Source organism: Christiangramia gaetbulicola (assembly GCF_003054225.1).
GTDB lineage: Bacteria > Bacteroidota > Bacteroidia > Flavobacteriales > Flavobacteriaceae > Christiangramia > Christiangramia gaetbulicola.
The window spans coordinates 87592-112405 of record NZ_QBKQ01000001.1 but is presented as its reverse complement, the minus strand read 5'-3'; the positions used below and the strand labels follow the sequence as shown (position 1 = coordinate 112405).

Sequence of the window (24814 nt, the reverse complement as noted above, 5' to 3'; positions counted from 1 at the left end):
TTAGTTCAATATTTCCGTTTGCTTAAGTGGAATATAAATGTTCGTTATCCATTTAGCAGGATTGGCATTTTCATTAGGTCCTGTAACATATACTTCAAATGGCTGTGCATCTTCATTCGCAGTTAAACCATTTGTCTGGATATACGCGTAAGCAGCATCCCAGGCTTCCTTAAGATTTTTATAGTCTCCTTTGAGAGTTGTTTTTAATGTTCTTTGATTAGGCATGAAACCTGTGAGTACATTGCTTTCTGCCGGGGTGATCACTTCGCTTGGAGTAAAAATAGCTGCAGAATAAATGGCAGTTCCGGCTTCCTCGTTCCATTGATTATATAGAATAAAAGGATTTCCTAACTGCTCAATATTATTCGCCGTCATATAATTCCTTACTTCCGTGATCATTTTCGGCATTCTCTCTGTAACCTGGCTGGTTTTACTGGCAGTGGTAACATACATATAATAACCTCCACCATGCTGGGTAACGCCATCTATATTAACGGAATAAGTTTCCATTTTTTCTATGAGTACCTCTTCCAGGTTATCCAGCCCTTTTTTGAACATAGGCTGCATCATTTCAGTTATGCTTTCATCCTGAAATATAAAAGCTGCTTTCTCCATAAAACTTTGATCGCCTTTCATGCCCCAGGTAACCATGGTGCTATCTCCCTGTTTTTCGAATTCCCAGTATACATCGCTGGTTGATTCGCCAAAAGGAGTTTTAAAAGTGATCTTCTGGTCTATGCTAGTATGTGGATTCGACTTTGTTGTAGTAATTTCACCTTCGCCCATTTCTTCGCTGCTCCAGGAATATGAAGCTCCTTCACCACTGGTCTTTTCACCATAGTTTATGATCATATCTTCTGCTTCCTGCGACCATGGTTCCCATTTTTTCCATGAAGTGAATTCATTCACCTCATTAAAAACCACTTCCTGCGGCACCATCATCATTTCTTTTTGTTCTACCTGGAACTTACCATCTTTAGTAGCTATATATATAGATGCGCCGATGATAAAAATGAGTAATAGGAAAAAAAGATATTTAAAAATTTTCATGTCTGGTTAAGATTAGGTGATGCTAATATAATTAAAATAGGAAATTGGACGTAGGTTTATTCCTATGTAACTAGTGATTCAGCCTGCTTTTGATGAAAAAAAGGATAAGAATAAAGACTATGAATCCCAGCAATACGAAAATACTTCCCTTATAATATTTCTTATGAAGGCGTATATCCTTTCGATAACTAAAGATCATGATAATGATGAAAGCGATTACAAAAAGACCTGCAAAGATCAGCTGTCCGGTAGAAAACATTTTGTTTATTTTTATGCAAAGTTAACTTTTTAAAGCTTGATATAATATGAAGAAAAGAATTGCTGCCGTAAAAGAGTTTCATTCGGCCTTTGGTCTGGGAATTAACGAAAAGCCTATCGCTGATTTAGGAGAAGCAAAGAACCTGTTAAGGTTCAATCTTATGAAAGAGGAAAATGAAGAATACCTGGAAGCGGCAAATAATAATGATCTAACCGAGGTGGCCGATGCCCTGGGGGATATGCTTTATATTCTCTGTGGCACTATTATCGAACACGGCATGCAACACAAGATCGAAGAGGTTTTTGATGAAATCCAGTCAAGTAATATGAGTAAACTCGGTGCAGATGGCAAACCTATATACCGGGAAGATGGTAAGGTGCTTAAAGGACCTAATTATTTTAAACCAGATATTGAAAGTATACTCGATAAATGATCGATTCTATGAATAAAAAAATCCCGGTGATGACCGGGATTTTTTTATATCGATATCGAGAGTCTATTTAACTTCATATCTCCAGCCAAATTTATCTTCAACCTCGTTATACTGTATCTTCATTAATTTATCCTTGAAGAATTTAGCATAGGAATCTTCGATCTTTGGTAGTTCGAATTTCTTGTCCTTATGACCGAATCCTACGATTGGATTAATTACCGTAGCGGTACCAGATCCGAACATTTCTTTTAATTCTCCTTTTTCAGCGGCTTCAATGATCTCCTGAACGCTAACCCGGCGAACCTCAGTATCAATATTGAACTCTTCAGCTAAAGTTATAACACTTTTCCTGGTAACTCCATCAAGGATCCTGTCGTTGGTAGGAGCGGTTACTAATTTATCTCCAATTCTGAAGAAAATATTCATGGTTCCTGCTTCCTCAAGATAATCATGAGAATTGGCATCTGTCCAGATGATTTGCTGGAAACCTTCTTCTTTGGCCAGATTGGTAGGGTAGAACTGTGCTCCATAATTTCCGGCGGCTTTAGCAAATCCAACTCCGCCATCTGCGGCGCGGCTATATTTTTCTGAAAATTTTACTCTTACCTCTCCGCTATAGTAAGCCTGGGCAGGAGAGCAAATGATCATGAATTTATATTCTTTAGCGGCTGAAGCTGAAACTCCGGCTTCAGTAGCTATTACAAACGGTCTTATATACAAGCTATTTCCGAATCCCTTTTTGATCCAGTCTTTATCAAGCTTTAAAAGCTCTTCCAGCGCGTTGAAAAAATATTCTTTAGGAAATTCAGGAATAGCAAGACGCTTACTCGACTTATTGATTCTTTCGAAGTTCTGGTCTGGTCTAAATAGCCAGATCTTATCATCCTTATCCTTATAGGCTTTCATGCCTTCGAATACGGCCTGGCCATAATGAAAAACTCTGGCAGATGGCTCTAAAGAAAGCGGTCCATAAGGTTTAATGACCGGGGTTTGCCATTCTCCATCTTTATAATCACACTCCATCATATGATCTGTAAAAACCTGCCCGAATACGAGATTATCAAAATTGGTATCTTTTATTTTAGAACTGGGAGATCTTTGTATATCTATCATTGATGTGAGATTTTTCATAATAATTGGATTAGCTACAAATTTACCCAATTAAATGCAGAATCAAAATCTAAAGTTTTGGTAAATTTGATGCTCAACCCTTATAATACCTGATATTCATGAAAAGATATTTTATAATCGCTGTTTGTGCACTAGGTTTTGTTGCCTGCAAACAGAATGAGAATGAAAAGAAACCTGAATTGGCTCTGGCTGATTTTACACAACAGGATTATAAAAGTTTCGGGCAGGAGATCACCCCGGCAAATAGTTTGTCTGCCAAAGAAATGACAGCTAAGTACGTATCTTTGCAGGCGGGAGATACCATTCCTGCCAAATTTTCTGCTACGATTAATAGTGTCTGTAAAATGAAGGGATGCTGGATGACCCTGGATCTGCCGGGTACAGATGAAGATCCTATGGTGAAGTTCAAGGATTATGGATTTTTTGTTCCGAAGGATATAGAGGGTAAGGAAGTGATCGTGGAAGGAATTGCCTTTATTGAAGAAACTTCTGTTGAAGATCAAAAGCATTTTGCTGAAGATGCAGGTAAGACTAAGGAAGAGATCGAAGCGATCTCTGAACCTTCAAGATCTCCGGGCTTCCTGGCACATGGAGTTTTAATAAAACAATAGTTTGGAAAGAAAAATTATCAAGACCGAAGACGGTTCTGTAACCATTCATTTACCTGAATGGAATGAACAATATCACTCTAAACATGGTGCGGTTCAGGAAGCGAGACACGTTTTTCTGAAGATGGGTCTTTACCATTATATAGAGAATTTTGATCCTGAAGAGATATCGATTTTAGAGATTGGTTTCGGGACAGGACTCAATGCTTTCCTTACTTTGGTTGAAGCTGAAAGAATCGATCTTAAAATAAACTATACCGGGGTAGAAGCCTATCCGGTTTCGGCTGAAGAAGTTTTACAACTCAATTATCCGGAAGCATCTCAAGCTGAAGAATGGGAAGTGAAATTCAAGGAAATGCATACGATCCCATGGGAAGAGAGATCTGAAATCTCGAAAAATTTCAGCCTGGAAAAGCAACAGAAGAAATTTGATGAAATAGAAGATAAAGCTCTTTTCGATATTATTTATTTCGATGCCTTTGGCGCCCGGGTTCAGCCAGAATTATGGACAGAGGAGATCTTTTCTATCATGTTCAAAGCCTTAAAGAATAATGGAGTCCTGGTAACTTATGCGGCTAAAGGAAGCGTAAGAAGAGCCATGCTTGCTACCGGATTTCAAGTGGAGAAACTTCCAGGTCCACCAGGAAAAAGAGAAATGTTAAGGGCTGTTAAAAAATAGGCCTCAGCTCGTTAAACCTCTTATAAAATAAAGCCTAGCCCTTATGTCTTATGTATCTTAACAAGAAAAATATATGCGGGTTTTAATCACAGGTGCTACAGGACTTATTGGAACAGAGTTGAGTAGATTATGCCGTGAAAAAGGAATTAAGGTAAATTATCTCACTACCAGTAAATCCAAAATTGAAAAGAAAGATGATTATCAAGGATTCTTTTGGGATCCCAATAGTCAGGAGATAGAATCAGGATGCCTCGAAGGCGTTCAAACTATAGTGCATCTTGCCGGTGCCAGTATCGCTGAACCCTGGTCTGATTCCTATAAACGCAAGATCATTAAAAGCCGCACAGAAACCGCGAAGCTACTTTACAAGACTTTAGAAAAAACATCCAACCAGGTAGAGAATTTCATTTCGGCCAGTGCAATTGGAGTTTATCCGAGTTCGCTGGAAAAACTATATTTTGAAGATGACCAACAGGTGGCAGATAATTTTGTTGGCGAAGTGGTACGCAAATGGGAGGCTGCCGCAGATCAATTTGAAGAACTTGGTATCGATGTGGCCAAAATTAGAGTAGGGCTGGTACTTGCCGAAAATGGTGGTATGCTCGAGAAAATAAAAAAGCCAATATCTCTGAACATGGGTGCTGCCCTGGGTAGTGGTAAACAATGGCAATCCTGGATACACATTAAGGACCTTGCCGGTATTTTTCTTTTTGCCATTGAGAATGAATTAACCGGGGTTTACAATGCCGTCGCCCCAAACCCAGTAACCAATAAGGAAATGACTAAGGAGTTAGCTCAAAAAATGGGTAAATCTGTCTGGCTACCGAATGTTCCCAAGTTTGCTTTAAAGACTTTGTTAGGCGAGATGTCGCAGATCGTTCTTTCCAGCCAGTTGGTTAGCAGTAAAAAAATAGAGGAGGTTGGTTATAATTTTGAATATACCAATTTATCCCGGGCGCTTGGGGATCTAACTTAAGGGCAAAAAAAAAGACTGCCGTTGGGCAGTCTTTTTCAAATTCAAATTAAAACTTAAGCTTTTTTAGCTTTCAGATTTATTTTCAAGGCAACATCATCGTTGATGAATTTGTCACCAAGACCTTCAAATACAGATTTAGAACCATAGTTCACATTCCATTTTGTACGGTCTATTGTAAATTCTTCACTAGTGATCATTAGGTTTTCACCATCCTTAGAAATACTTACCGGGAAAGCGATGTTTTTCGTTTCCTCTTTGATAGTAAGGTTACCCTGTAGCATAGATTGACCTTCTTCTTCAGTAATTCCAGTTACTTCGAAAGTAGCTTCTGGAAATTTAGTTACGTTAAAGAAGTCACCTTCCTGACCTTCAACAGTTCCTTTTAGGTGTGCTTCAAGATCAGCTTTCTGGTCACCTTCAAGATCTGTTACTTCAATAGACTGCATATCGATCACGAAAGTTCCGCTTTCAATAATACTGTCAGTTGCTTTAAAAGAACCATTGGCTACTTTAATTACCCCAGTATGAGTACCGGTAGGTTTTTCTCCCTGCCACTCAATTACAGATTCAGTAGGAACAACTGTGAATTCAGTCGCTTCAGCCTGAGCCGTTGCTACTTCTTTCTCTTCAGTCATTTCTGCCTCGTTATTGTTATTCTTACATCCAGTAACTGCCAATCCAAGACCTGCGATCACAAATGCGTTTAGAAAAATTCTTTTCATTATTAAATTATTTTTAAAAAGTTAAAGCGCAAAAGTAAGCGGAAATGCGTTCGTCAATTCATAAATATTTACTAAATCTTCCTGATGACATTTTGACATTTTAAATTAATTGGCAATGATTTTGACCAGTTGTGCGTGTAAGTAAATTTAAAAGTAATGAGTCGAAAAGAAGATAAAGTTAAAGACGATAAAAAAAACATTAAAGATCAGGTTGAAGATAAGATCGATGATGCTATCGATGAGGTAGAGGGAAATGATGAAAATGCAGAGGAGCAAGCAGATACCAAAGATCAGGAGCTTACAGAGGAAGAGCTTTTAAAGGAAGACCTTCAAAAAGAAAAAGATAAATTTCTAAGACTTTTTGCTGAGTTCGAAAATTACAAAAGACGTACTTCTAAAGAAAGATTAGAATTATTTAAAACTGCCAATCAGGAAGTAATGACAGCTATGCTGCCTATTATGGACGATTTTGACAGGGCTCTGAATGAATTAAAAAAATCTGGTGACGAAAACCTGCTCACAGGAATTTCATTAATCCACAACAAACTTAAGGAAACCCTGAAGGCAAAAGGGCTGGAAAGAATGGAAGTAGAGCAGGGAAGCGACTTCGATTCAGAAATCCATGAGGCTATTACTCAGGTACCTGCACCTTCAGATGATCTTAAGGGCAAGATTGTTGATGTAGTAGAGCCAGGTTACAAACTTGGAGAGAGAATCATAAGATATCCTAAGGTAGTAACCGGAAAATAAGAATCGCTTTTACAAATTTTGTAAAAACCCAACATGAAAGAAGATTATTACGAAATATTAGGTGTTAGTAAGGACGCCTCTGTAGCTGAAATTAAAAAAGCATATAGAAAGAAAGCTTTAAAGTATCACCCAGATAAAAATCCTGGTGATGCTAAAGCTGAAGATATGTTTAAAAAATCGGCAGAGGCTTATGAAGTATTAGGAAACCAGGAGAAGAGAGCCAAATATGATCGTTTTGGTCACCAGGCCTTTGAAGGTGGTGGCTTCGGCGGCGGCGGAGGTATGAACATGGATGACATCTTCAGCCAGTTCGGCGATATTTTTGGCGGTGGTTTTGGTGGCGGATTCTCCGGCTTCGGCGGAGGTTTTGGTGGCGGCCAGCGTCGTGCGAAAGGTAGTAACCTGAGAATTAGAGTGAGCCTTAATCTTGAGGAGATTGCCAATGGATGTGAGAAAAAGATCAAGGTTAAACGTAAAGTACAGGCTTCTGGAACTACCTATAAAACCTGTTCTACCTGTAATGGTACCGGCCAGGTAACCCGTGTAACCAATACTATTCTTGGTAGAATGCAAACAGCATCTCCATGTACCACTTGTGGTGGAAGCGGACAGATGATAGATAAGAAGCCGGAAGGTTCAGATGCTCAGGGTCTGGTGATGCAGGAAGAAACTGTATCTATCAAAATACCTGCAGGTGTTGAAGACGGAATGCAATTAAAGGTTTCCGGAAAAGGAAATGACGCTCCGGGTAATGGAATTCCAGGAGATCTTCTTGTGGCCATCGAGGAAAAAGAGCATCCAAGCCTGCAAAGAGAAGGAGATAACTTACATTATGATCTTTATATCAGCTATTCTGAAGCTGCGCTGGGAACTTCGAGAGAGATAGATACCGTAACCGGAAAGGTTCGTATCAAGATCGAAGAAGGAGTGCAGTCTGGTAAGATCTTAAGACTAAGAGGTAAAGGTATTAGTAGTATTAATGGCTATGGTAAGGGAGACTTGTTAGTTCACGTGAACGTATGGACTCCTAAAACCCTGTCCAGAGAACAAAAGGATTTCTTTGAAAGGATGGCAGAAGATGAGAATTTCCAGCCAAATCCAGAAAAAAGCGATAAATCCTTCTTTGAAAAAGTTAAAGATATGTTTTCTTAGAAAGCCCGTTTTAAGAAAAAATTTATATATTTGAGAATCACTAAGTCTTTTAGTGATAATTTTTCTTTTTCATAGCAATTTTTTTCCCATCCTTAATCTAATTAAGGGTGGGTTTTGTTTTTATAGGGGTTCATTAATTATAAAATCTTCTTAATCGACTTCAACTCTCTGTCTATTTCTATATCTTTAACACTTCTCAAATGACTATATGGAAAATCTTTTGGTTGCAGAGAATATCTACAAGCGCTTCGGAAATTTTACTGCACTCAACAACGTTTCAATCAATATCCCCAAAGAGAGTATTTTTGGACTTTTAGGTCCTAATGGGGCCGGCAAAACTACGTTGCTGCGCATTATAAACCAGATCACGATGCCCGATGAAGGCAAGGTCTATCTGGACGGTAAACCCTTGCATCCAGATGATATCGCGCATATTGGATATCTTCCTGAAGAACGTGGTCTTTATAAATCCATGAAAGTTGGTGAGCAGGCACTTTACCTGGCGCGCTTAAAAGGTTTAAGCAAAGCCGAAGCTAAAGAAAGACTGGAATACTGGTTCAAACGACTGGATATCGAAGCCTGGTGGGATAAAAAGATACAGGAACTTTCCAAAGGAATGGCACAAAAGGTACAATTTGTCATAACCGTTCTGCACCGGCCTAAATTGCTCATTTTTGATGAACCTTTCAGTGGTTTTGATCCCGTAAATGCCAATTTGATCAAGGATGAAATTCTTCAACTAAAAGATGAAGGAGCCACGATCCTTTTTTCTACTCATAGAATGGAAAGCGTGGAAGAACTTTGCGATTATATCGCCCTCATCCATAAATCGAATAAATTACTGGACGGTAAGGTTTCAGAAATTAAGAAAGAATACAAATCCAATACTTTCGAAGTAGGCATCAATGCGGCCGATGAGGTAACATTGTTGAAGGAGCTTAAAGACCGCTTTCAAACGGGACCGGCAAGATTTAAAAGTATACAGGAAGACCTTAAATTAAGTATCAAGCTTAAAGATCATGAGAATTCTAATGATCTAATTCAGTTTTTACTATCCAGAGCGAGGATCAATCATTTTGTAGAAGTGATCCCTTCTGTAAACGATATTTTCATTAAAACCGTAACTCAACATGCGTAACCTACGGCTAATAATCAACAGGGAGTATCTGGCAAGGGTTAGAAATAAGACATTTATTGTCATGACATTTTTGAGTCCCCTCATTTTTGTCGGGATGATCATGCTCATTGCCTATTTAAGTATGCTGAACAGTACCGAGCAGAAGATAATTGGGATTCATGACGAAAGCGGCTTGTTCGCTGGTGAATTCAAGGATGGAGAGCAGGTACAATATTTAGATTATTCAGATAAAGACCTGGTCTCAGCCAGGCAGGAAGTCCTGGAAAACGAATATTTTGGACTTATTCATATTTCTGAAGTAAGCCCAACCTACGGAAAACCCGAGGTGGAATTTTTCGGAAAGGACACTCCCGGATTCGGAACTATTGAGAATATTGAAAAAACCATTTCAGATAAACTTACCCGGGAACAGCTTATCGCCAAGGGAATAGATGTTTCTGAAATAGATAAGGCCAGGGCCGATGTGAGCGTGCAGATACAGAATTTTGCCGGTGAACAAAGCTCCAAGATGTCTAATTATATTAAGATGTTCTTTGGAGGAGCGGCTGGTTACCTGTTAATGATGTTCATAATTATCTATGGGAATATGGTAATGCGCAGCGTGATCGAGGAAAAGACCAATCGTATTATCGAGATCATCGTTTCATCGGTAAAACCATTCCAGTTATTGTTAGGAAAAGTACTGGGAACCTCGCTTGCCGGGCTAACCCAGTTCTCGGTTTGGATCATCCTGGGGACGGTACTTCTCTTTGGTATTTCTTCTTTTTTGGGCATAGATCCTATGGCGGCGCGTAGTCCTGCTTCAGCAGCCATAGATAATGCCATGAAACCCGAAATAAACCAGCTGGTGGTCGATATTCTAAAGTTACCTTATGCCAGTTTGCTGAGCTTTTTCGTCATTTATTTCATTGGAGGCTATTTTTTGTATAGTGCCATTTACGCAGCCATAGGTGCTGCCGTAGATAGCGAGACCGACACCCAGCAGTTCATGTTTCCTATTATCCTTCCGCTAATCCTGGGGATCTACGTAGGATTCTTTTCGGTGGTGGAAAATCCGCATGGAACTGTTTCAACTATATTTTCAATAATTCCGTTAACCTCACCAATTGTGATGTTAATGAGGATCCCTTTTGGAGTTCCATGGTGGGAAATAGCGATTTCCATAACTGTTCTTATCGCGACGAATTTTGGCGTCTTATGGTTATCGGCTAAAATATACCGGGTGGGAATCCTTATGTACGGAAAGAAACCAACTTACAAGGAACTGTATAAATGGCTTAAATATTAAGTATGCAGCAGGATCAAACAGCTAAAGAGAAAGTTACAGAAGTGATCGAACAGGATATCTGGGGAACCATTAAGGATATCTGGGAGTTTGGCTATACTTTTCCCATTGGGGGAGAACCGGTAACCATATCTGTGGGGATGGTGGTTCTGGTAATTCTTGCTTTTCTTATCGCCAGTTTGCTGTTAAGGATCATTAGATCTTTTATCACTTCAAAGTTACAGGATGAAGACAAGATGAAATTCATCAGTGTCTTTAAATTCATAAAATATTTCGTTTATCTCGCGGTTATTTTGATCACGCTGAGTTCGGCCGGGATAGATGTTACGATTCTTCTTACTGCTTCCGCAGCCTTGTTCGTTGGTCTGGGTCTTGCCTTGCAGGAGCTATTTCAGGATGTTATAGGCGGAATTTTTATCATTCTCGATAAATCCCTGCTGGTTGGAGATGTGATCGAAATGGATGGCCGTGTGGCCCGCGTTTTTGAGATAAAACTTAGAACTACCCGTGCACTTACCAGGGATGATAAAGTAATGATCATCCCGAATCATAAATTCATTAGTGATACCGTTTATAATTATACTCAAAATCATAAAACAACCCGGGAGGTCGTAAAGGTTGGTGTTTCCTATGGCAGTGATGTGGAAAAGGTTCGTGAAGTTTTGCTGGAATGCGCCAGGGAACAAAAGGGTATTTTAAAGAAACCTGAACCATTTGTGCTTTTTGAAGATTTTGGGGATTCAGCTTTATTATTCGGTCTGCATTTCTATGTGTCGGATAGTTTCGTTGATCCAAAAGTAAAAAGTGAACTTAGGTTTAAGGTGAACAATAAATTCAGATTGAACAATATTACCATTCCTTTCCCGCAAAGAGATGTACATATGTTCTACCCTGAAAAACGGCAAACGTTGGAGGAATATGATGACAATGAAGACGTATAAGATCCTATTCATTTTCCTGATCTTCCCCTTCGGTTATGCTGCTTTTTCGCAACAAACAGATCTGGTAAGGATCGAGTATACCTATTTTCCGCAGAAGAATTCAGATAATTCATTTCGAAGATCCAGGGCTATTGGTGCGTTTCCTATCAGGTTAAAGAAAGAAGGTTCTTACCTGGTGCCGAGCCTGGAATACAGGAACGTGCATTTTAAGTATAAAGATCCCGAGGTTTTCGATACTAGCGACCTGGATAGGTTCCAGTCTTTCACCGCGACCCTTGGATATACCTTTAAAATGAAGAATGACTGGAGGTTTGGTGCTGAGACGGGAGTAAAGATCGCTTCCAATTTCTCTCAAGGACATATTATAAGTGATGATCTTATCTATACCGGAACCGTACTATTTGTGAAAACCAAGGAGGATCCGGTTAATGACGATGCTTCCAGGCTAATATTAGGATTAAGGTATTCTACAACAGCAGGATTTCCCTTTCCGTTACCCATTGTGAATTATTACAAACGCTGGAATGAGAAGTGGTCTTACGCGATAGGAACTCCAAAATCCAATTTAAAGTATTATTTTAACTCGAGGCATGAGATACAGGCCTTTGTAACCCTGGATGGATTCTTTGCGAACATTCAGGAAAATTTTGATGCAACTCCGTCGAATACCGGGAATGATAATATTGCTGAAAATATTTCGATGACCATCGTGTTAAGTGGTTTGGGTTATGAATTTAGCTTCACCGATCATCTTAAATTTTATATTTACGGGGGGCACACGCTAAGAAATGACATCAGGTTGCGGGATAGTAACCAGGATGATGTTTATACGATTAACGAAACCAATACCTTTTATGGTAGAAGTGGAATAAAATTTACAATATTCTAATGGCAAAAATATTATTAATAGAAGACGAAGCGTCTATTAGGCGAGTACTTAATAAGATACTGACTGAAGAAAGCAAGGACTATGAAGTCACCGATGCTGAAGACGGTCTCGCAGGAATGGAACTGGTGAAAAATGAAGATTTCGATCTTATTCTTTGCGACATAAAAATGCCTAAAATGGACGGTGTCGAGGTGCTCGAGGCTGTAAAAAAGTTAAAACCTGAAATTCCGGTAGTGATGATCTCCGGTCATGGCGATCTGGATACAGCTGTAAATACCATGAAAATGGGAGCTTTCGATTATATTTCGAAACCGCCAGACCTAAACAGGTTATTGAATACGGTTAGAAATGCATTGGATCGCAAGGAACTGGTCGTGGAGAATACCAGGTTAAAAAAGAAGGTAAGTAAGAACTACCAGATGATAGGGGAGTCTGAAGCTATCCAGAATATCAAGGATATGATAGAAAAGGTAGCTCATACCGATGCGAGAGTACTGATTACCGGGCCTAACGGAACCGGAAAAGAGCTGGTAGCACATTGGTTACATCAAAAGAGTGACAGGTCTAAAGGACCTATGATCGAGGTGAATTGTGCCGCGATACCTTCAGAACTTATAGAAAGTGAACTTTTTGGTCACGTAAAGGGAGCCTTTACTTCTGCCAATAAAGATCGTGCCGGTAAATTTGAAGCAGCCAATAAAGGAACTATTTTCCTGGATGAGATAGGAGATATGAGTTTATCTGCCCAGGCGAAAGTTCTAAGAGCACTTCAGGAAAATAAGATTTCCCGTGTGGGTAGCGATAAGGATATCAAGGTAGATGTTAGAGTAGTTGCCGCGACCAATAAAGACCTGAAAAAGGAAATCGAAGAAAATAACTTCAGGGAAGACCTTTATCACAGACTGGCGGTGATCTTGATCGAAGTCCCTGCCTTAAAAGATAGAAAGGAAGATATTCCTCTTCTGGTTGATTATTTCAGTGAAAAGATCGCTAGTGAACAGGGGACCAATAAAAAAGAATTCACCAAAGAAGCCATTGAAGTTCTAAAAGAGAGCGAATGGCGCGGAAATGTACGTGAATTACGAAACGTGGTAGAACGCCTTTTCATCCTTGGAGGAAAAGAGATTACCGATGAAGACGTAAAACTCTTTGGAAGCCGATTTTAAGGCCTGTAGTTCCTTGGATTTTTCGGATCGTATTTTAGAAAATACATAGTGTCACCACTAGGGTGATCCCATTCATGAAAAAGATCAAAACCAACCCGTTGGTAAACGATAGCATTCGTTCTGCCGCGGGTTTCTGCATATAGGGGAAGCCCTGTATCATGAGCGGTCCTGAAGAAAACATCCTTCATTTCTTTTCCTACCTGGGTGTCTGCACCACGATATTCTTTCAAAATTCCCCAGAACCAGCAATAAAGATATTCACCTTCCTGCGGTCTCTGCTTCTTGATATAATCCTGGGTTTTAATGATGTTCAGTGCATTCTTGACCCCGGTTACATTGGCAACCAGTTTAAGTTGCGACCAAAGGTCTTTCCAGATATTATTATCTTTCTTGCTTGTCTTAAAAAGTATGGCAATACCCTGCTTATTTTCAGAAACTATAAGCGCATCTTTTTCTATGGCTTTATCTACCATATGAGTCGCCAGGTATCTGAACCTTTTGTCTCTATTACCACCTTTTTTTACTATATCCATAGATGAAGGGATCTCCTTTAACAAGGTGGTTACCTTCTGGATGATATCTTCTCTTTCTAGTTTGTCCAAGCCTATTGTATTTGTCGCGAAGATAAAAAAATTAACTCTTATAAAGATTGTATATTTATTGGTAGATATTCAACTTATGAAGCATATAGATCACTCCCAGTTTAAGGTAACTTCCAAAATTGAACTTTCCAGGCTTAGTACCCGGTTCGAGCTAAACGAATCTGAAGATGATATCAAAGATGAAATGAAAGAGATCCGTAAAGATCTCGGAGACTGGCAGGATACTTTGTACGCCTATGGGAAATATTCGGTTTTGATCTGTCTTCAGGGAATGGATACCGCTGGTAAGGACAGTTTGATCCGCGAAGTCTTCAAAGATTTTAATAGCAGGGGAGTGGTGGTGCATAGTTTCAAAACCCCTTCAGATAAAGAATTAAAACATGACTTTTTATGGAGGCATTATATCGCTTTACCCGAAAGGGGAAAATTTGGTGTGTTCAACCGTACGCATTATGAAAATGTACTGGTAACAAAAGTTCATCCGGAATATATTCTGAATGAAAATTTGCCGGGAATAGATAGTGTTTCAGATATAGATGCAGATTTCTGGGAACAACGCTATGAGAATATCCGTCAGTTTGAAGATCATATTGCAGATAACGGAACCATCATCTTTAAATTCTTTCTTCACCTTTCTAAAGAGGAACAACGCCAGCGTTTACTCCGAAGGCTTAATAAACCCAGTAAGAACTGGAAATTTTCTCCGGGAGATCTTAAAGAGCGTGAGCTATGGGGAGAATACCAGAAGTATTACCAGGAGGCTATTAATAAGACTTCCAGGGAAAATGCTCCCTGGTACGTGATCCCTGCGGATGATAAAGATACTGCCCGTTTATTGGTAGCAAAGATCCTTTATGAGGAACTAACTCAATATAAGGAGGTAAAAGAACCGGAACTGGATCCAGACATCAAGAAGAATCTAGCCGAATATCGGGAAGAGCTAACCCGGGAAAAGAATTAAAGCTACTGTTCGAAAAAATGAATAAAAAACTGTTATTTAGCAGCCAAAATAAAATTTAATGAAATCATTCTATACTGTTCTTATTCTGTTGTTTATAGGTTTAGGAACTTCAGCCCAAACCAACTCTACCGAAGATTCACTTAATATTAGAAAGATCTATGATATGTCTTTGCTTAACGGCAAAAGCTATACTTGGCTGGATCATTTGTCTAATGAAATCGGGGGAAGACTTTCGGGATCTTATGGTGCCGAACAGGCGGTGGAATATACCAAAGCCGAACTGGAAAAGCTGGGGCTGGATAAGGTATGGCTGCAACCGGTAATGGTTCCCAAATGGACCCGTGGAGGAAGGGAATTTGCTTATGTGCAAACAGGCCCCGGCCAGACAAGAAATGTGAATATTACTGCATTAGGCGGTTCTGTGGCTACACCGGCTGGAGGGACTAAAGCTGAAGTGATAGAGGTTCAGGGAATAGAGCAGTTAAAAGAATACGGGAAAGAAAATATTGAAGGAAAGATCGTTTTTTATAATCGCCCTATGCGCGCAGATCTTATTCAAACTTTTGAGGCATATAGCGGATGTGTTGATCAGAGATATTCCGGTGCCAAAGAAGCTGCCAAATATGGTGCAGTTGGGGTGATCGTGAGATCCATGAATTTGAGATTGGATGATCTCCCTCATACAGGTTCTATGAGCTATGGTGATATGCCGGTTAAAGACAGGATCCCCGCAGCGGCAATTTCTACCAATGATGCTGAATATCTAAGCGGAATTCTGAAGATCCAGAAAGACCTGGAGCTATATTTTAAGATGAACTGCGAGCAGCATGAAGATGTACAATCCTATAATGTTATTGGAGAAATAACCGGTACTGAAACTCCAGAAGAGATCATGGTTGTAGGAGGTCATTTGGATTCCTGGGACCTTGGTGATGGTTCACACGACGATGGCGCCGGAGTAGTGCAGTCTATGGAAGTTCTCAGGTTGTTTAAAGAAATAGGATATAAGCCAAAGAAAACATTACGTGTAGTTCTTTTTATGAATGAAGAGAATGGTTTGCGCGGTGGAAATAAATATGCCGAGGTGGCAAAATCGAAATCTGAAAACCACGTTTTCGCCCTGGAAAGCGATGCCGGCGGATTTACACCGAGAGGTTTTGGATTTACTTCTAATGATGAACAATACGAAAAGATCTTATCCTGGAAGAGTTTGTTCGAGCCCTATCTAATTCACTATTTCCATAGAGGTGGTGGCGGAGCAGATATTAGTCCGCTTAAAGGAGGCAATACGGTGCTCGCTGGATTAAGACCAGATTCTCAGCGCTATTTTGATCATCATCATGCGGCCAACGATACCTTTGAGCATGTGAATAAAAGGGAACTGGAACTAGGGGCAGCAACCATGACTTCACTGGTTTACCTGGTAGATAAATACGGTTTGGAATCTACCGCTAAGGATAGTCTTAACGGGACAGATTAAGAAAAGCTCTGCTTAAAGAATTTCTCTTTATTATCTTTCAAAGAATTACAAAGAGGCTACCTTTGCAGACTTAAAAATTAGTTTTGCAGCTTTCGGCCTATACCAAAGAATTCGGAAAAAATCTTAAGATAGCATACCCTGTGATGCTCGGTCAGTTGGGCCATGTCATGGTAGGCCTGGTAGATAATCTAATGATCGGGAGATTGGGGGCAGCGCCGCTGGCAGCCGTTTCTTTAGGAAATGCTCTCGTGTTTATCGCGATGTCTATGGGTATCGGTTTTTCCTTCGCTATCACTCCTTTAATTGCTGAAGCTGATGGGGCCGATGATCTTGAAGGTGGTAGAAGCTATTTTCATCATGGTCTTATCCTGAGTACCATCAATGGGTTGCTATTATTCCTATTGTTATTGGTCGCCAAACCGGTTCTCTATTATTTGGATCAGCCGGCAGAAGTAGTGGAACTGGCTATTCCTTACCTCAATATAGTAGCTCTCTCTATGTTGCCGTTAATGGCTTTCCAGGCATTCAAACAATTTGCAGATGGCTTATCCCAAACCAGGTATGCGATGTATGCTACACTTCTGGCAAATATCGTGAACGTGGTTTTCAATTATTTATTGATCTACGGTATCTGGATATTTCCAAGACTTGAACTAGAAGGAGCGGCCTGGGGAACTCTTATTTCCAGGTTCTTTATGCTTTGGTTCGTTTGGGAGATCCTTAGGAGAAAATCAAAATTTATTGAATATTTCAAGTGGTCCAAAAAGGAAATGATCAATTGGTCTATTTTCAAGAAAATACTTTCCCTTGGTTTTCCAACGGCCTTACAAATGCTGTTTGAAGTGGCGATATTTACAGGAACCATTTTTCTTGCGGGTAACCTCGGTACCAATCCGCAGGCGGCGAACCAGATCGCTCTGAATCTCGCTTCCATGACCTTTATGATCGCGGTGGGACTTGGAGTTACAGCCACTATTAGAGTAGGTAACCAGGTTGGACTAAAACAATACCGGGAATTAAGACGAATTGGATATTCCATATTCCTGCTGGTCTTTCTTATAGAAGCGGTATTTGCGCTTTTATTTATACTGCTAAAGGATATACTTCCCGTATTTTATATAGATAATGTTGAGGTTATTACCCTGGCCGCACAATTACTTATAATTGCGGCATTATTCCAGTTGAGTGATGGTGTACAGGTAGTCATACTTGGTGCTTTGAGGGGACTTCAGGATGTGAAAATTCCAACGGTCATCTGTTTTATTTCCTATTGGGTGATAGGCTTTCCGGTCAGTTTTTATTTCGGGCAGGAAGAGCAGTTAGGCAGTATGGGAATCTGGCTTGGATTGCTTGCGGGATTGACATCCTCTGCATTATTACTATATTTCCGCTTTAATTATTTAAGCAGAAAATTAATTCGAACAAAAGAAACTTTAATAGCATAATTCAAAATATATGGAACTTCCAAAATTTATACTAGGTGATAATACCGATTTTCCCGAATCTATTTACGTGATCCATACAGAATTTCCTCGTTTCATTATCGATCTTAAGGATGATGAAGTGGAATGGCTGGAAGATTTCGATAAGGATGACGAAAAGGAACTTTCCAGCGAAGCTGAAGGTTTGATCACCCAGGCGAATGAATTCTACGATCGTGAAGTGAACAGATACGAAGAAGACTAAATGGAGAGATTAGCCGAATTAGACAGAGAGCTTTTTTTGTATCTGAATAATCTTGGTTCAGAGCAATGGGACTGGATGTGGATCGCCATTAGTGATAAATGGATGGCAATTCCTCTTTACGCCCTTCTCCTGTATCTCATCTTTAGAAAATTTGGCTGGCAAGCTACTCTTATTACAATGGTTGTGGTAACCTTGTTGATCACAGCTACAGATCAATTGGCCAATCTTTTTAAACATGGATTTGAAAGACCTCGTCCCTGTAGGCAGGAAGGGGTTATGGAATACACTCGTTTTGTCGCGGAAAGATGTGGTAGGTTTGGATATTTTTCGGCACACTCAGCCAATTCTACCGGGGTTGCAGTTTTTTTAAGCCTGCTGTTCAAAAAGCATTATCCCAAATTATTCGTATTTCTTCTTATTTGGGCTGTCGTGGTTTCTTATAGTAGGATATACCTGGGAGTGCATTATCCAGGAGATGTGATTACCGGGATGTTCATTGGAGCTGTTTTTGGATATCTATTCCATCAGCTTAGAAAATTACTCACTGCGAAAATTCTGAAAAAAGATCTAAGCTAGGCTTAGCAAATGTTTTGCGGCAGCAAAAGCGGTTGTTTTATTATTTTCTATTAGTTCCAGCTGTTCTTTAAGCGCGGTTTTGATCTTTGGATCTTCATAGAACCTGCTCTTTAGATAATCGTTTACAGTCTGAAATAGCCAGAATTTATTTTGTTCTAGCCTGTTATGCTGGAAATAACCGTTTTCATCAACCTTAGACTTGAATTCTGTGATCATCTCCCAGATATCTGAAACACCTTCGTTATACAACGCGCTGCATAATTTCACATCTGCTTTCCATTCACTTTCTTTAGGAGGGTATAGGTGCAGAGCCCTTTTAAACTCCAGTTTTGCATCCCGGGCGGCCTTTTGATTTTCTCCATCAGCCTTATTGATCACGATAGCATCTGCCATTTCCACGATTCCGCGCTTTATACCCTGTAATTCGTCCCCGGCCCCAGCAAGTTTTAATAAGAGGAAGAAATCTGTCATGCTGTGCACAGTGGTTTCGCTTTGTCCCACACCAACAGTTTCGATCAGGATAACATCAAAGCCTGCTGCTTCACATAATAATATGCTTTCCCTGGTTTTTCTGGCTACGCCACCTAGAGATTCACCGCTAGGAGAAGGCCTTATGAATGCATTTGGTTTGGTAACCAGGTTTTCCATACGGGTCTTATCTCCGAGAATACTTCCATGTGATACTGAGCTGCTGGGGTCTACTGCCAGAACGGCTACTTTCTTTCCCAGGTCTATCAGGTGAGAACCAAAACTTTCTATAAAAGTGCTTTTACCAACCCCGGGAACTCCCGTGATGCCGATTCTTATAGATTTATGGGCATGAGGTAAGGCTCCTTCAATAATAAATTCAGCCTGTTTTTGATGGGTTTTCTGATTGCTTTCGATCAGGGTAATTGCCCTTCCCAGGGCAGTTTTATTTCCTTTCAGCAGATCCTTCAATAGCTCTTTTTCAGAGAATTTATTTTTCCTGAAATCCCTGATCTTTTTAGCCGATTCTGCACTGATATTTCCGGAGGCAGGTTTGCTTTGAGACTCGCTTAAAGCCGATTTTTGCTGTTCTTCACTCAAAATAAGGCGGAATATTTATGACAAATTTATGAATTCGTGTTTCAGGCATCATTAAATGCTTGTTATATTGAAGAAAACTAAATTACTTAAATTATTTCACGCAATGAAGAATTTGTATAAAACTAAAGTAACTACGTATGGTGGGCGTAATGGTCATACCCGTAGCGAAGATGGTATTCTGGATATGGAACTTAAAATGCCTAAGAGTATGGGCGGTGAAGGTGGAGACTATTCCAATCCCGAACAACTTTTTGCAGCAGGATACTCTTCTTGTTATGGTAGCGCTTTAGAAGTTGTTGCTAAAAAACATAAAGTAGATCTGGGCGATTATAGTGTAACTGCTGTAGTTAAGTTGGGTCAAACCGAATCTGGGAACTTACAGCTTTCTGTAACTCTTGATTCTTATATTCCTGATGTAGATGTGGAAACAGGTGAAAAACTGGTAAATGAAGCCCACGAAATCTGTCCTTATTCCAGAGCTACAAGAGATAATATCGATGTAACATTGAATTTACTTCTGGACGAATAGCTCTTAATTTCAAGATTTATCTGAAGAGTCGCTAATTAGCGGCTCTTCTTGTTTTATAGGCACATTCACACTGGTATCATCCCAGGCCAATATCATATTTACAAATTCGCCAGATCTTTCAAAAGATATAGTGAATTGTTCCAGGTTATTATCAGTCTTTTCTACTGGTCTTTCCAGTACCAGCGAGTCAAACCTGGGATCTCTATAAGCTTCCTCATCCAGGTTAATACCCCAGGGATACATTTTTGAATTGAACATGACCTTCCAGCTATTTTCCATGGGAATGGTCCAGAGCGTATATTTGCCAGCCTTCAATAAACTTCCATCTACCAGGATATCCTGGTTTGTTTCAAAAGTAGTCGCTTCGTTTGCGCCGGTTCTCCAAACCTCGTTGTAGGGAACAAGATTCCCGAATATTTCCCTGTCCTTTTTATAGGGACGGTTATAAAATACATTCAGCTCCAACCCATCTTGCTTATAGGTAATGGTATCTTCAGGGCTATGTGCTTTGGTGGTATATCTTAGGATAACTACGAGAATAAGCCCTAGTCCCAGGATAATCCCGCCAATCTTCAGTATTTGCTTTGTAGTGCTGTTCATAGCATTCTTTTAAAATAGCTTTTCAAAAATTCGGCCATAACGATTTCAATATCCGAATATTGTCTCTAATTACGGGAAGATGATACAAATTTGAAATTTTTTTCGGAATTTTTGCAACGCGGGATTTTTTGTCTCGTCTTTAAAGTGAACTAACCCATCAAAAACAAATTAAATTGATACAGCATAAGCTAATAGAGGCTTGTAAGCAGAACAGTCGGAGGGCTCAACTCAAGCTGTACAACAAATATTATGACGGGATGTATTATGTGGCCTTGAGATTCATGAAAGATTCGATGGAAGCAGAGGACGCCATGCAGGAAGCTTTTATAAAAGCCTTTTCAAAATTACATCAGTTTAACGGAGAGGTCACCTTTGGGGCCTGGTTAAAAAGAATCGTCATCAATAAATGTTTAGACAAGCTTAAAGCTAAAAAACTGGAACTGGTTGCGATCAATGAACAGACGCTCGGAACCGTAGAGGAGGAGAACAACTGGCAGGTTGAGGATGGAATTGGAATTGAAGAAGTAAAACAGAAAATGGAAAATCTGCCTGAAAAGTATAAATATCCTTTAATGCTGTATCTCGTAGAGGGGTATGATCATGAAGAGATAAGTGAAATTTTGAATATTACCCAGGTTGCTTCACGCACCCTGGTGCATAGAGGAAAGAAGAAATTACAGGAAGAACTTAAAACATTAAGTAATGGGACAGGATATTAGAGAAATGTTTCGAAACGAGGAGCATGTAGGAAAAGAAAAGCTGAGCAAGGGGCATCAGAGCAGGTTTGAAGCCAGGCTTGATGAAGCACTGCCGGTTCAGAAAAAGAAGAGCAACTTCAGTAGCTTTCTTCAGATCGCTGCGGTAATGGTAGTTGCTTTGGGAATTGGAGCCTTCTTCTTTTTCAATGACACTCAGAATCCTGTTCAGAATAATAATCAGGTAGTAGATACTCCGGTTGAAGAGCAGAAAGAGGAGAAAGAGGTTCCTACTACAGAGTACAGGTTGAGCGATGTCTCGCCAGAATTTAAAAAGATAGAAGATTATTATATGGCAAGCGTGAACATTCAGCTTGCTAAACTGGAAATGACCCCAGATAACAAAGAACTTATAGATGCATTTATGAAGAAACTGGAAACCCTGAATGAAGAATATATAGCACTAAATGCTGAAATTCAGGAAACCGGTTTAAACGAGGAAACTGTTGAAGCTATGATCGCGAACTTACAGCTGAGACTGGATCTCCTCAAAAAATTGAAAACAAAGTTAAACGAAATTGAACAATCAAAAGACAACAGATATGAGAACTATCAAGCTTAAATACGTGATCTTATCACTGCTTTTTATCACTGCGGGGAGTTTTGCTCAAACCAAAAAACTGAGCAAGACCTATAAAACCTCTCCAGATGTGAATGTAGAACTCGATTCCCGTCACACCAATATCATCATCGAAAACTGGGACAGGAACGAGGTACAAATCGAGGCTTATCTTGAAGGAGATACCGGTGATAAGGAAATGACCAAAAAATTACTGGATTCCTGGAAACTTGAAACATCTGCAACGAATGGCAGGGTGGAAATTGAATCTGGGGGATCAAGTAGTATGAAAATGGATCTTGACATAGATATGGCCGCATTAGAAGGATCACTGTCAGAATTGCCGGCCTTGCTGGAACCACTTATGACAGATCTCGTAGGCCCTATTTTGAACAATATTGCTGAAAACCCGCTTCCACCTGGATTTGCAGAAGATATGAAGGGTATGAAATTCGACTATGAGGCTTATAAAAAAGACGGAGATAAATACCTTGAAAAGTGGGAAGCCGATTTTGAAAAGAAATTTGGTAAGGAGTATGAAGTGAAAATGGAAAAATGGGCTAAAAATGTAGAGAAGAATTCTGAAAAATTCGAGAAAGAATATGAAGTAAAAATGGAAGCCTGGGGTAAGGATTTTGAAAAAGATATGGAAGCCTGGGGAGAAGAATTCGGAAAGAAAATGGAAGCCTGGGGAGAAGAATTCGGGAAACAGTTTGAGGCTCAAATGGAAAATGGCGGAAGCAAGGTCTTTATTCTGGAAGATGGAAAAGGAGTAAAGTCCAAAAAGACCATCAAACTTAAAGTTCCGAAAGACGCTAAATTAGAACTTAATGTTCGCCATGGCGAACTTAAACTTGGAAGTAACATAAAAAACCTGAAGGCCGATCTGTCACACAGTCGGCTTTCAGCTAACCGAATCTCGGGGAAAGGAACCAATATAAAGGCTGCTTATACTCCGGTGAAGGTTGCTTACTGGGATTACGGAGTGCTTTCTACAGAATTCGTAAAGAATTGTAGATTAGATAAAGTGGTGAGCATTAAGCTGGATTCCAATTCCAGTGACGTGGTGATCAATGAACTTCAGAAAACAGGTGTCTTAACCGGCTCTTTCGGGAAACTGGATATCAATGACCTGGGTGCAGGTTTCGAGACTTTAAATATCAGCCTGGAGAACAGCGATCTTGAATTGAATGTGCCAGACACTGCCTTTAACTTTACCTTTAACGGGATGCAAAGTTCAATCAAACACCCTTCAGGTTTAAAACTGAAATCCACCAAGTCTTACGATAACGAGATCCTTAATGGGTATAATAAATCCAGGGAAGGAAATTCTAATATCACGATAAAGGCAAATTTCAGTGATGTATTGATAAATTAAAACTTAGCCATTACATTTGGCTATTTTAAGTCGAATGTTATGCAAGGTTTTTCTGAATTTATAGATGGGTTGACGATCGGTTTTACTCCGGTTATTGGAGGAGATTATAGGCAAAAGGACTATGCGTATATCGATCTTTCGGCTAATAACCCTGACCTTTTGAAACTTGAAGTTGCTTCTTCGGAAGCATTTTCCATTTTTATAGATGAATATCTACGGAACAGAAAGGCTAAAGCTGCTTATGGGGGTTATAACGAATTGAGGACCTTGTATAACCGCAGTGAACTTTTTAATAATGTTGCAGCAAACCGGAACATACATATAGGGCTGGATGTCTGGGTGCCGGCTTTTTCAGATATCATAAGTCCTTTAGACGGAGAGATCCATAGTTTTAAGGATAACGACAATTTTGGAGATTACGGCCCAACGATCATCTTGCAGCATTCTTCAAATGGCAGGAAATTCTATACACTTTACGGGCATCTTTCCAGGAAATCACTTGAGACTTTAAGAATAGGAGATAAGGTGAGGGCCGGTGAAAAAATAGCTGAATTAGGTGATTTTGATGAGAATGGAGACTACGCACCGCATTTACATTTCCAGATAATGGAAGAAATGCATGATTATACCGGGGATTATCCAGGTGTGGTAAAAAAAGAGGACCTGGATCTTTTTTTAAAGAACTGCCCCGATCCTAATTTGTTGTTGAAGATCTAAGCTTTCCTGATCATAATTTTATCGTCACCCTGAATTTATTTCAGGGTCTAAAAACTGGAGATGTTGAATATTTCGAAATATCAAAATATCACGAAGGACGATTATTGAATTTAACCTCTTTTATTATTTCTAGCTACCCCTTTTTAGTCTTCACAAAATAAGCAACTATCGCAGAGGTAACCACTCCCACAACAAGAGCAAAAAAGAAAGACTGAATGATATAAGAAGTAAGGTTAAAATACCCTTCTGCAGCTTCCCTCGTCATGGCGCCACTTTCCACAGAGTATTCAATGATATTATTAAAATAATCTGGCGTAATGAATTGATGGGTTATATATTGAGCAATAGGTGATAGTATGGCTACTACGACACTAATTACAATTCCAGATATAAATCCCTGACTCCAGGTCATGGAGGCGTTATAAAAGCTCTTTCTTTTATCCAGTAGAGCCAGTATGTAAAGGACGATGGCAATGATTGCGAAGAAATTCGTGTAGATCGCATGTTGCGCAATATTTTCATCATGCCAGCCGAGTCCTTTTTCAAGGAACATCCATGCTAGTGAGATTATGCTGAAGATAATACCCCACTTTATTTCAATTGCGAACTTTTTCATTAGTCTGTTTGATTGGTTGTAGCATTTAAAATTAGTAAAAATCTTCTATCAACCACTACAAATAAAAAAATCCCGAATGAAGCATTCGGGATGTGATGAAATTTTTGA

At 39.6% G+C, this 24814-nt stretch carries 29 protein-coding genes; 21 read left to right on the top strand and 8 right to left on the bottom strand.

The features are described from left to right. Both C8P64_RS00550 and C8P64_RS00545 read right to left on the bottom strand, forming a co-directional pair. A complete protein-coding gene (locus C8P64_RS00550; protein WP_108170115.1) occupies positions 1–1050 on the bottom strand; it encodes an SRPBCC family protein in 1050 nt (349 codons plus the stop codon). A 70-nt stretch (positions 1051–1120) separates the two neighbouring features. Then, positions 1121–1309 (bottom strand): hypothetical protein, encoded by a 189-nt coding sequence (locus C8P64_RS00545; protein ID WP_108170114.1) that lies wholly within the window; start codon positions 1307–1309, stop codon positions 1121–1123. Positions 1310–1355: 46 nt separating this feature from the next. Here C8P64_RS00545 and C8P64_RS00540 point away from each other — a divergent pair, with 46 nt between their 5' ends. Then, positions 1356–1742, top strand: a complete 387-nt coding sequence (locus C8P64_RS00540) for a pyrophosphohydrolase domain-containing protein (RefSeq protein ID WP_108170113.1) — start codon at positions 1356–1358, stop codon at positions 1740–1742. Between the two features lie 63 nt (positions 1743–1805). Here the strand turns inward: C8P64_RS00540 and C8P64_RS00535 are convergent, their stop codons facing one another. Beyond that, positions 1806–2855 (bottom strand): branched-chain amino acid aminotransferase, encoded by a 1050-nt coding sequence (locus C8P64_RS00535; protein ID WP_423738315.1) that lies wholly within the window; start codon positions 2853–2855, stop codon positions 1806–1808. A gap of 116 nt (positions 2856–2971) precedes the next feature. On the opposite strand from C8P64_RS00535, the gene C8P64_RS00530 reads away from it, so the two are divergent. The 3 genes from C8P64_RS00530 (at position 2972) to C8P64_RS00520 (ending at position 5136) form a co-directional block, all read left to right on the top strand. Then, positions 2972–3484, top strand: a complete 513-nt coding sequence (locus C8P64_RS00530) for a DUF4920 domain-containing protein (RefSeq protein ID WP_108170111.1) — start codon at positions 2972–2974, stop codon at positions 3482–3484. 1 nt (position 3485) lies between these two features. After that, complete coding sequence (gene mnmC2 / locus C8P64_RS00525) at positions 3486–4160, top strand: tRNA (5-methylaminomethyl-2-thiouridine)(34)-methyltransferase MnmC2 (RefSeq protein ID WP_108170110.1); 675 nt, start codon at positions 3486–3488, stop codon at positions 4158–4160. A gap of 73 nt (positions 4161–4233) precedes the next feature. Then, positions 4234–5136 carry a TIGR01777 family oxidoreductase gene (locus tag C8P64_RS00520; RefSeq protein WP_108170109.1) on the top strand — a complete coding sequence of 301 codons (903 nt, stop codon included), beginning with the start codon at positions 4234–4236 and terminating at the stop codon, positions 5134–5136. A gap of 53 nt (positions 5137–5189) precedes the next feature. On the opposite strand, the gene C8P64_RS00515 is transcribed toward C8P64_RS00520, so the two are convergent. Next, a complete protein-coding gene (locus C8P64_RS00515; protein ID WP_108170108.1) occupies positions 5190–5858 on the bottom strand; it encodes a YceI family protein in 669 nt (222 codons plus the stop codon). A gap of 156 nt (positions 5859–6014) precedes the next feature. On the opposite strand from C8P64_RS00515, the gene C8P64_RS00510 reads away from it, so the two are divergent. The 7 genes from C8P64_RS00510 (at position 6015) to C8P64_RS00480 (ending at position 13179) form a co-directional block, all read left to right on the top strand. Further along, a complete protein-coding gene (locus tag C8P64_RS00510; protein ID WP_108170107.1) occupies positions 6015–6608 on the top strand; it encodes a nucleotide exchange factor GrpE in 594 nt (197 codons plus the stop codon). A gap of 33 nt (positions 6609–6641) precedes the next feature. Continuing rightward, positions 6642–7760 (top strand): molecular chaperone DnaJ, encoded by a 1119-nt coding sequence (dnaJ, locus tag C8P64_RS00505; protein WP_108170106.1) that lies wholly within the window; start codon positions 6642–6644, stop codon positions 7758–7760. Positions 7761–7968: 208 nt separating this feature from the next. Next, the gene (locus tag C8P64_RS00500) at positions 7969–8898 is read left to right on the top strand and encodes an ABC transporter ATP-binding protein (protein ID WP_108170105.1); all 930 of its coding nucleotides are present in this window, start codon (positions 7969–7971) and stop codon (positions 8896–8898) included. Next, the gene (locus tag C8P64_RS00495) at positions 8891–10186 is read left to right on the top strand and encodes an ABC transporter permease (protein WP_108170104.1); all 1296 of its coding nucleotides are present in this window, start codon (positions 8891–8893) and stop codon (positions 10184–10186) included. Before C8P64_RS00500 ends, C8P64_RS00495 begins: the two co-directional genes overlap by 8 nt. Positions 10187–10188: 2 nt before the next feature. Then, complete coding sequence (locus C8P64_RS00490; protein WP_108170103.1) at positions 10189–11124, top strand: mechanosensitive ion channel family protein; 936 nt, start codon at positions 10189–10191, stop codon at positions 11122–11124. Continuing rightward, a complete protein-coding gene (locus C8P64_RS00485) occupies positions 11111–12013 on the top strand; it encodes a DUF6268 family outer membrane beta-barrel protein (RefSeq protein ID WP_108171229.1) in 903 nt (300 codons plus the stop codon). Before C8P64_RS00490 ends, C8P64_RS00485 begins: the two co-directional genes overlap by 14 nt. Continuing rightward, positions 12013–13179, top strand: coding sequence for a sigma-54-dependent transcriptional regulator (locus tag C8P64_RS00480; RefSeq protein ID WP_108170102.1), 1167 nt, complete (start codon positions 12013–12015; stop codon positions 13177–13179). The genes C8P64_RS00485 and C8P64_RS00480 overlap by 1 nt, the downstream gene beginning before the upstream one ends. Here C8P64_RS00480 and C8P64_RS00475 read toward each other — a convergent pair. Further along, a complete protein-coding gene (locus C8P64_RS00475; RefSeq protein ID WP_108170101.1) occupies positions 13176–13781 on the bottom strand; it encodes a hypothetical protein in 606 nt (201 codons plus the stop codon). The two genes, C8P64_RS00480 and C8P64_RS00475, sit on opposite strands and share 4 nt — an antisense overlap. Positions 13782–13857: 76 nt before the next feature. Between C8P64_RS00475 and C8P64_RS00470 the strand changes: the two genes are divergently transcribed. From C8P64_RS00470 to C8P64_RS00450, 5 genes are all read left to right on the top strand, one after another. Next, positions 13858–14742 carry a PPK2 family polyphosphate kinase gene (locus C8P64_RS00470; RefSeq protein ID WP_108171228.1) on the top strand — a complete coding sequence of 295 codons (885 nt, stop codon included), beginning with the start codon at positions 13858–13860 and terminating at the stop codon, positions 14740–14742. 58 nt (positions 14743–14800) lie between these two features. Next, positions 14801–16222: a M20/M25/M40 family metallo-hydrolase gene (locus C8P64_RS00465; protein ID WP_108170100.1), complete on the top strand. Its 1422-nt coding sequence runs from the start codon at positions 14801–14803 to the stop codon at positions 16220–16222. Positions 16223–16305: 83 nt separating this feature from the next. Next, positions 16306–17667, top strand: a complete 1362-nt coding sequence (locus C8P64_RS00460) for an MATE family efflux transporter (RefSeq protein ID WP_108170099.1) — start codon at positions 16306–16308, stop codon at positions 17665–17667. 10 nt (positions 17668–17677) lie between these two features. Then, the gene (locus C8P64_RS00455) at positions 17678–17908 is read left to right on the top strand and encodes a hypothetical protein (RefSeq protein ID WP_108170098.1); all 231 of its coding nucleotides are present in this window, start codon (positions 17678–17680) and stop codon (positions 17906–17908) included. After that, a complete protein-coding gene (locus tag C8P64_RS00450; RefSeq protein WP_108170097.1) occupies positions 17909–18484 on the top strand; it encodes a phosphatase PAP2 family protein in 576 nt (191 codons plus the stop codon). It abuts the gene before it with no gap. On the opposite strand, the gene meaB is transcribed toward C8P64_RS00450, so the two are convergent. Then, complete coding sequence (meaB, locus tag C8P64_RS00445) at positions 18476–19552, bottom strand: methylmalonyl Co-A mutase-associated GTPase MeaB (protein ID WP_108170096.1); 1077 nt, start codon at positions 19550–19552, stop codon at positions 18476–18478. The genes C8P64_RS00450 and meaB overlap by 9 nt on opposite strands. Before the next feature lie 103 nt (positions 19553–19655). On the opposite strand from meaB, the gene C8P64_RS00440 reads away from it, so the two are divergent. Then, entirely contained in the window at positions 19656–20081 is a 426-nt protein-coding gene (locus C8P64_RS00440; protein ID WP_108171227.1) for an organic hydroperoxide resistance protein, read from the top strand. 9 nt (positions 20082–20090) lie between these two features. Here C8P64_RS00440 and C8P64_RS00435 read toward each other — a convergent pair whose 3' ends face one another. Next, complete coding sequence (locus C8P64_RS00435; RefSeq protein ID WP_108170095.1) at positions 20091–20681, bottom strand: DUF2911 domain-containing protein; 591 nt, start codon at positions 20679–20681, stop codon at positions 20091–20093. A 173-nt stretch (positions 20682–20854) separates the two neighbouring features. Here C8P64_RS00435 and C8P64_RS00430 point away from each other — a divergent pair, with 173 nt between their 5' ends. From C8P64_RS00430 to C8P64_RS00415, 4 genes are read left to right on the top strand one after another with little or no spacing between them, the layout of a single operon-like run. Next, on the top strand, positions 20855–21400 hold the full coding sequence (locus tag C8P64_RS00430) for an RNA polymerase sigma factor (protein ID WP_108170094.1): 546 nt from the start codon (positions 20855–20857) through the stop codon (positions 21398–21400). Further along, positions 21384–21998 (top strand): hypothetical protein, encoded by a 615-nt coding sequence (locus tag C8P64_RS00425; protein WP_108170093.1) that lies wholly within the window; start codon positions 21384–21386, stop codon positions 21996–21998. The genes C8P64_RS00430 and C8P64_RS00425 overlap by 17 nt, the downstream gene beginning before the upstream one ends. Continuing rightward, the gene (locus C8P64_RS00420; RefSeq protein WP_108170092.1) at positions 21979–23373 is read left to right on the top strand and encodes a hypothetical protein; all 1395 of its coding nucleotides are present in this window, start codon (positions 21979–21981) and stop codon (positions 23371–23373) included. Before C8P64_RS00425 ends, C8P64_RS00420 begins: the two co-directional genes overlap by 20 nt. Before the next feature lie 39 nt (positions 23374–23412). After that, complete coding sequence (locus C8P64_RS00415) at positions 23413–24090, top strand: peptidoglycan DD-metalloendopeptidase family protein (protein WP_108170091.1); 678 nt, start codon at positions 23413–23415, stop codon at positions 24088–24090. A gap of 133 nt (positions 24091–24223) precedes the next feature. Here C8P64_RS00415 and C8P64_RS00410 read toward each other — a convergent pair whose 3' ends face one another. Next, positions 24224–24706, bottom strand: coding sequence for a DUF4199 domain-containing protein (locus C8P64_RS00410; RefSeq protein ID WP_108170090.1), 483 nt, complete (start codon positions 24704–24706; stop codon positions 24224–24226). Positions 24707–24814 lie beyond the last annotated feature (108 nt).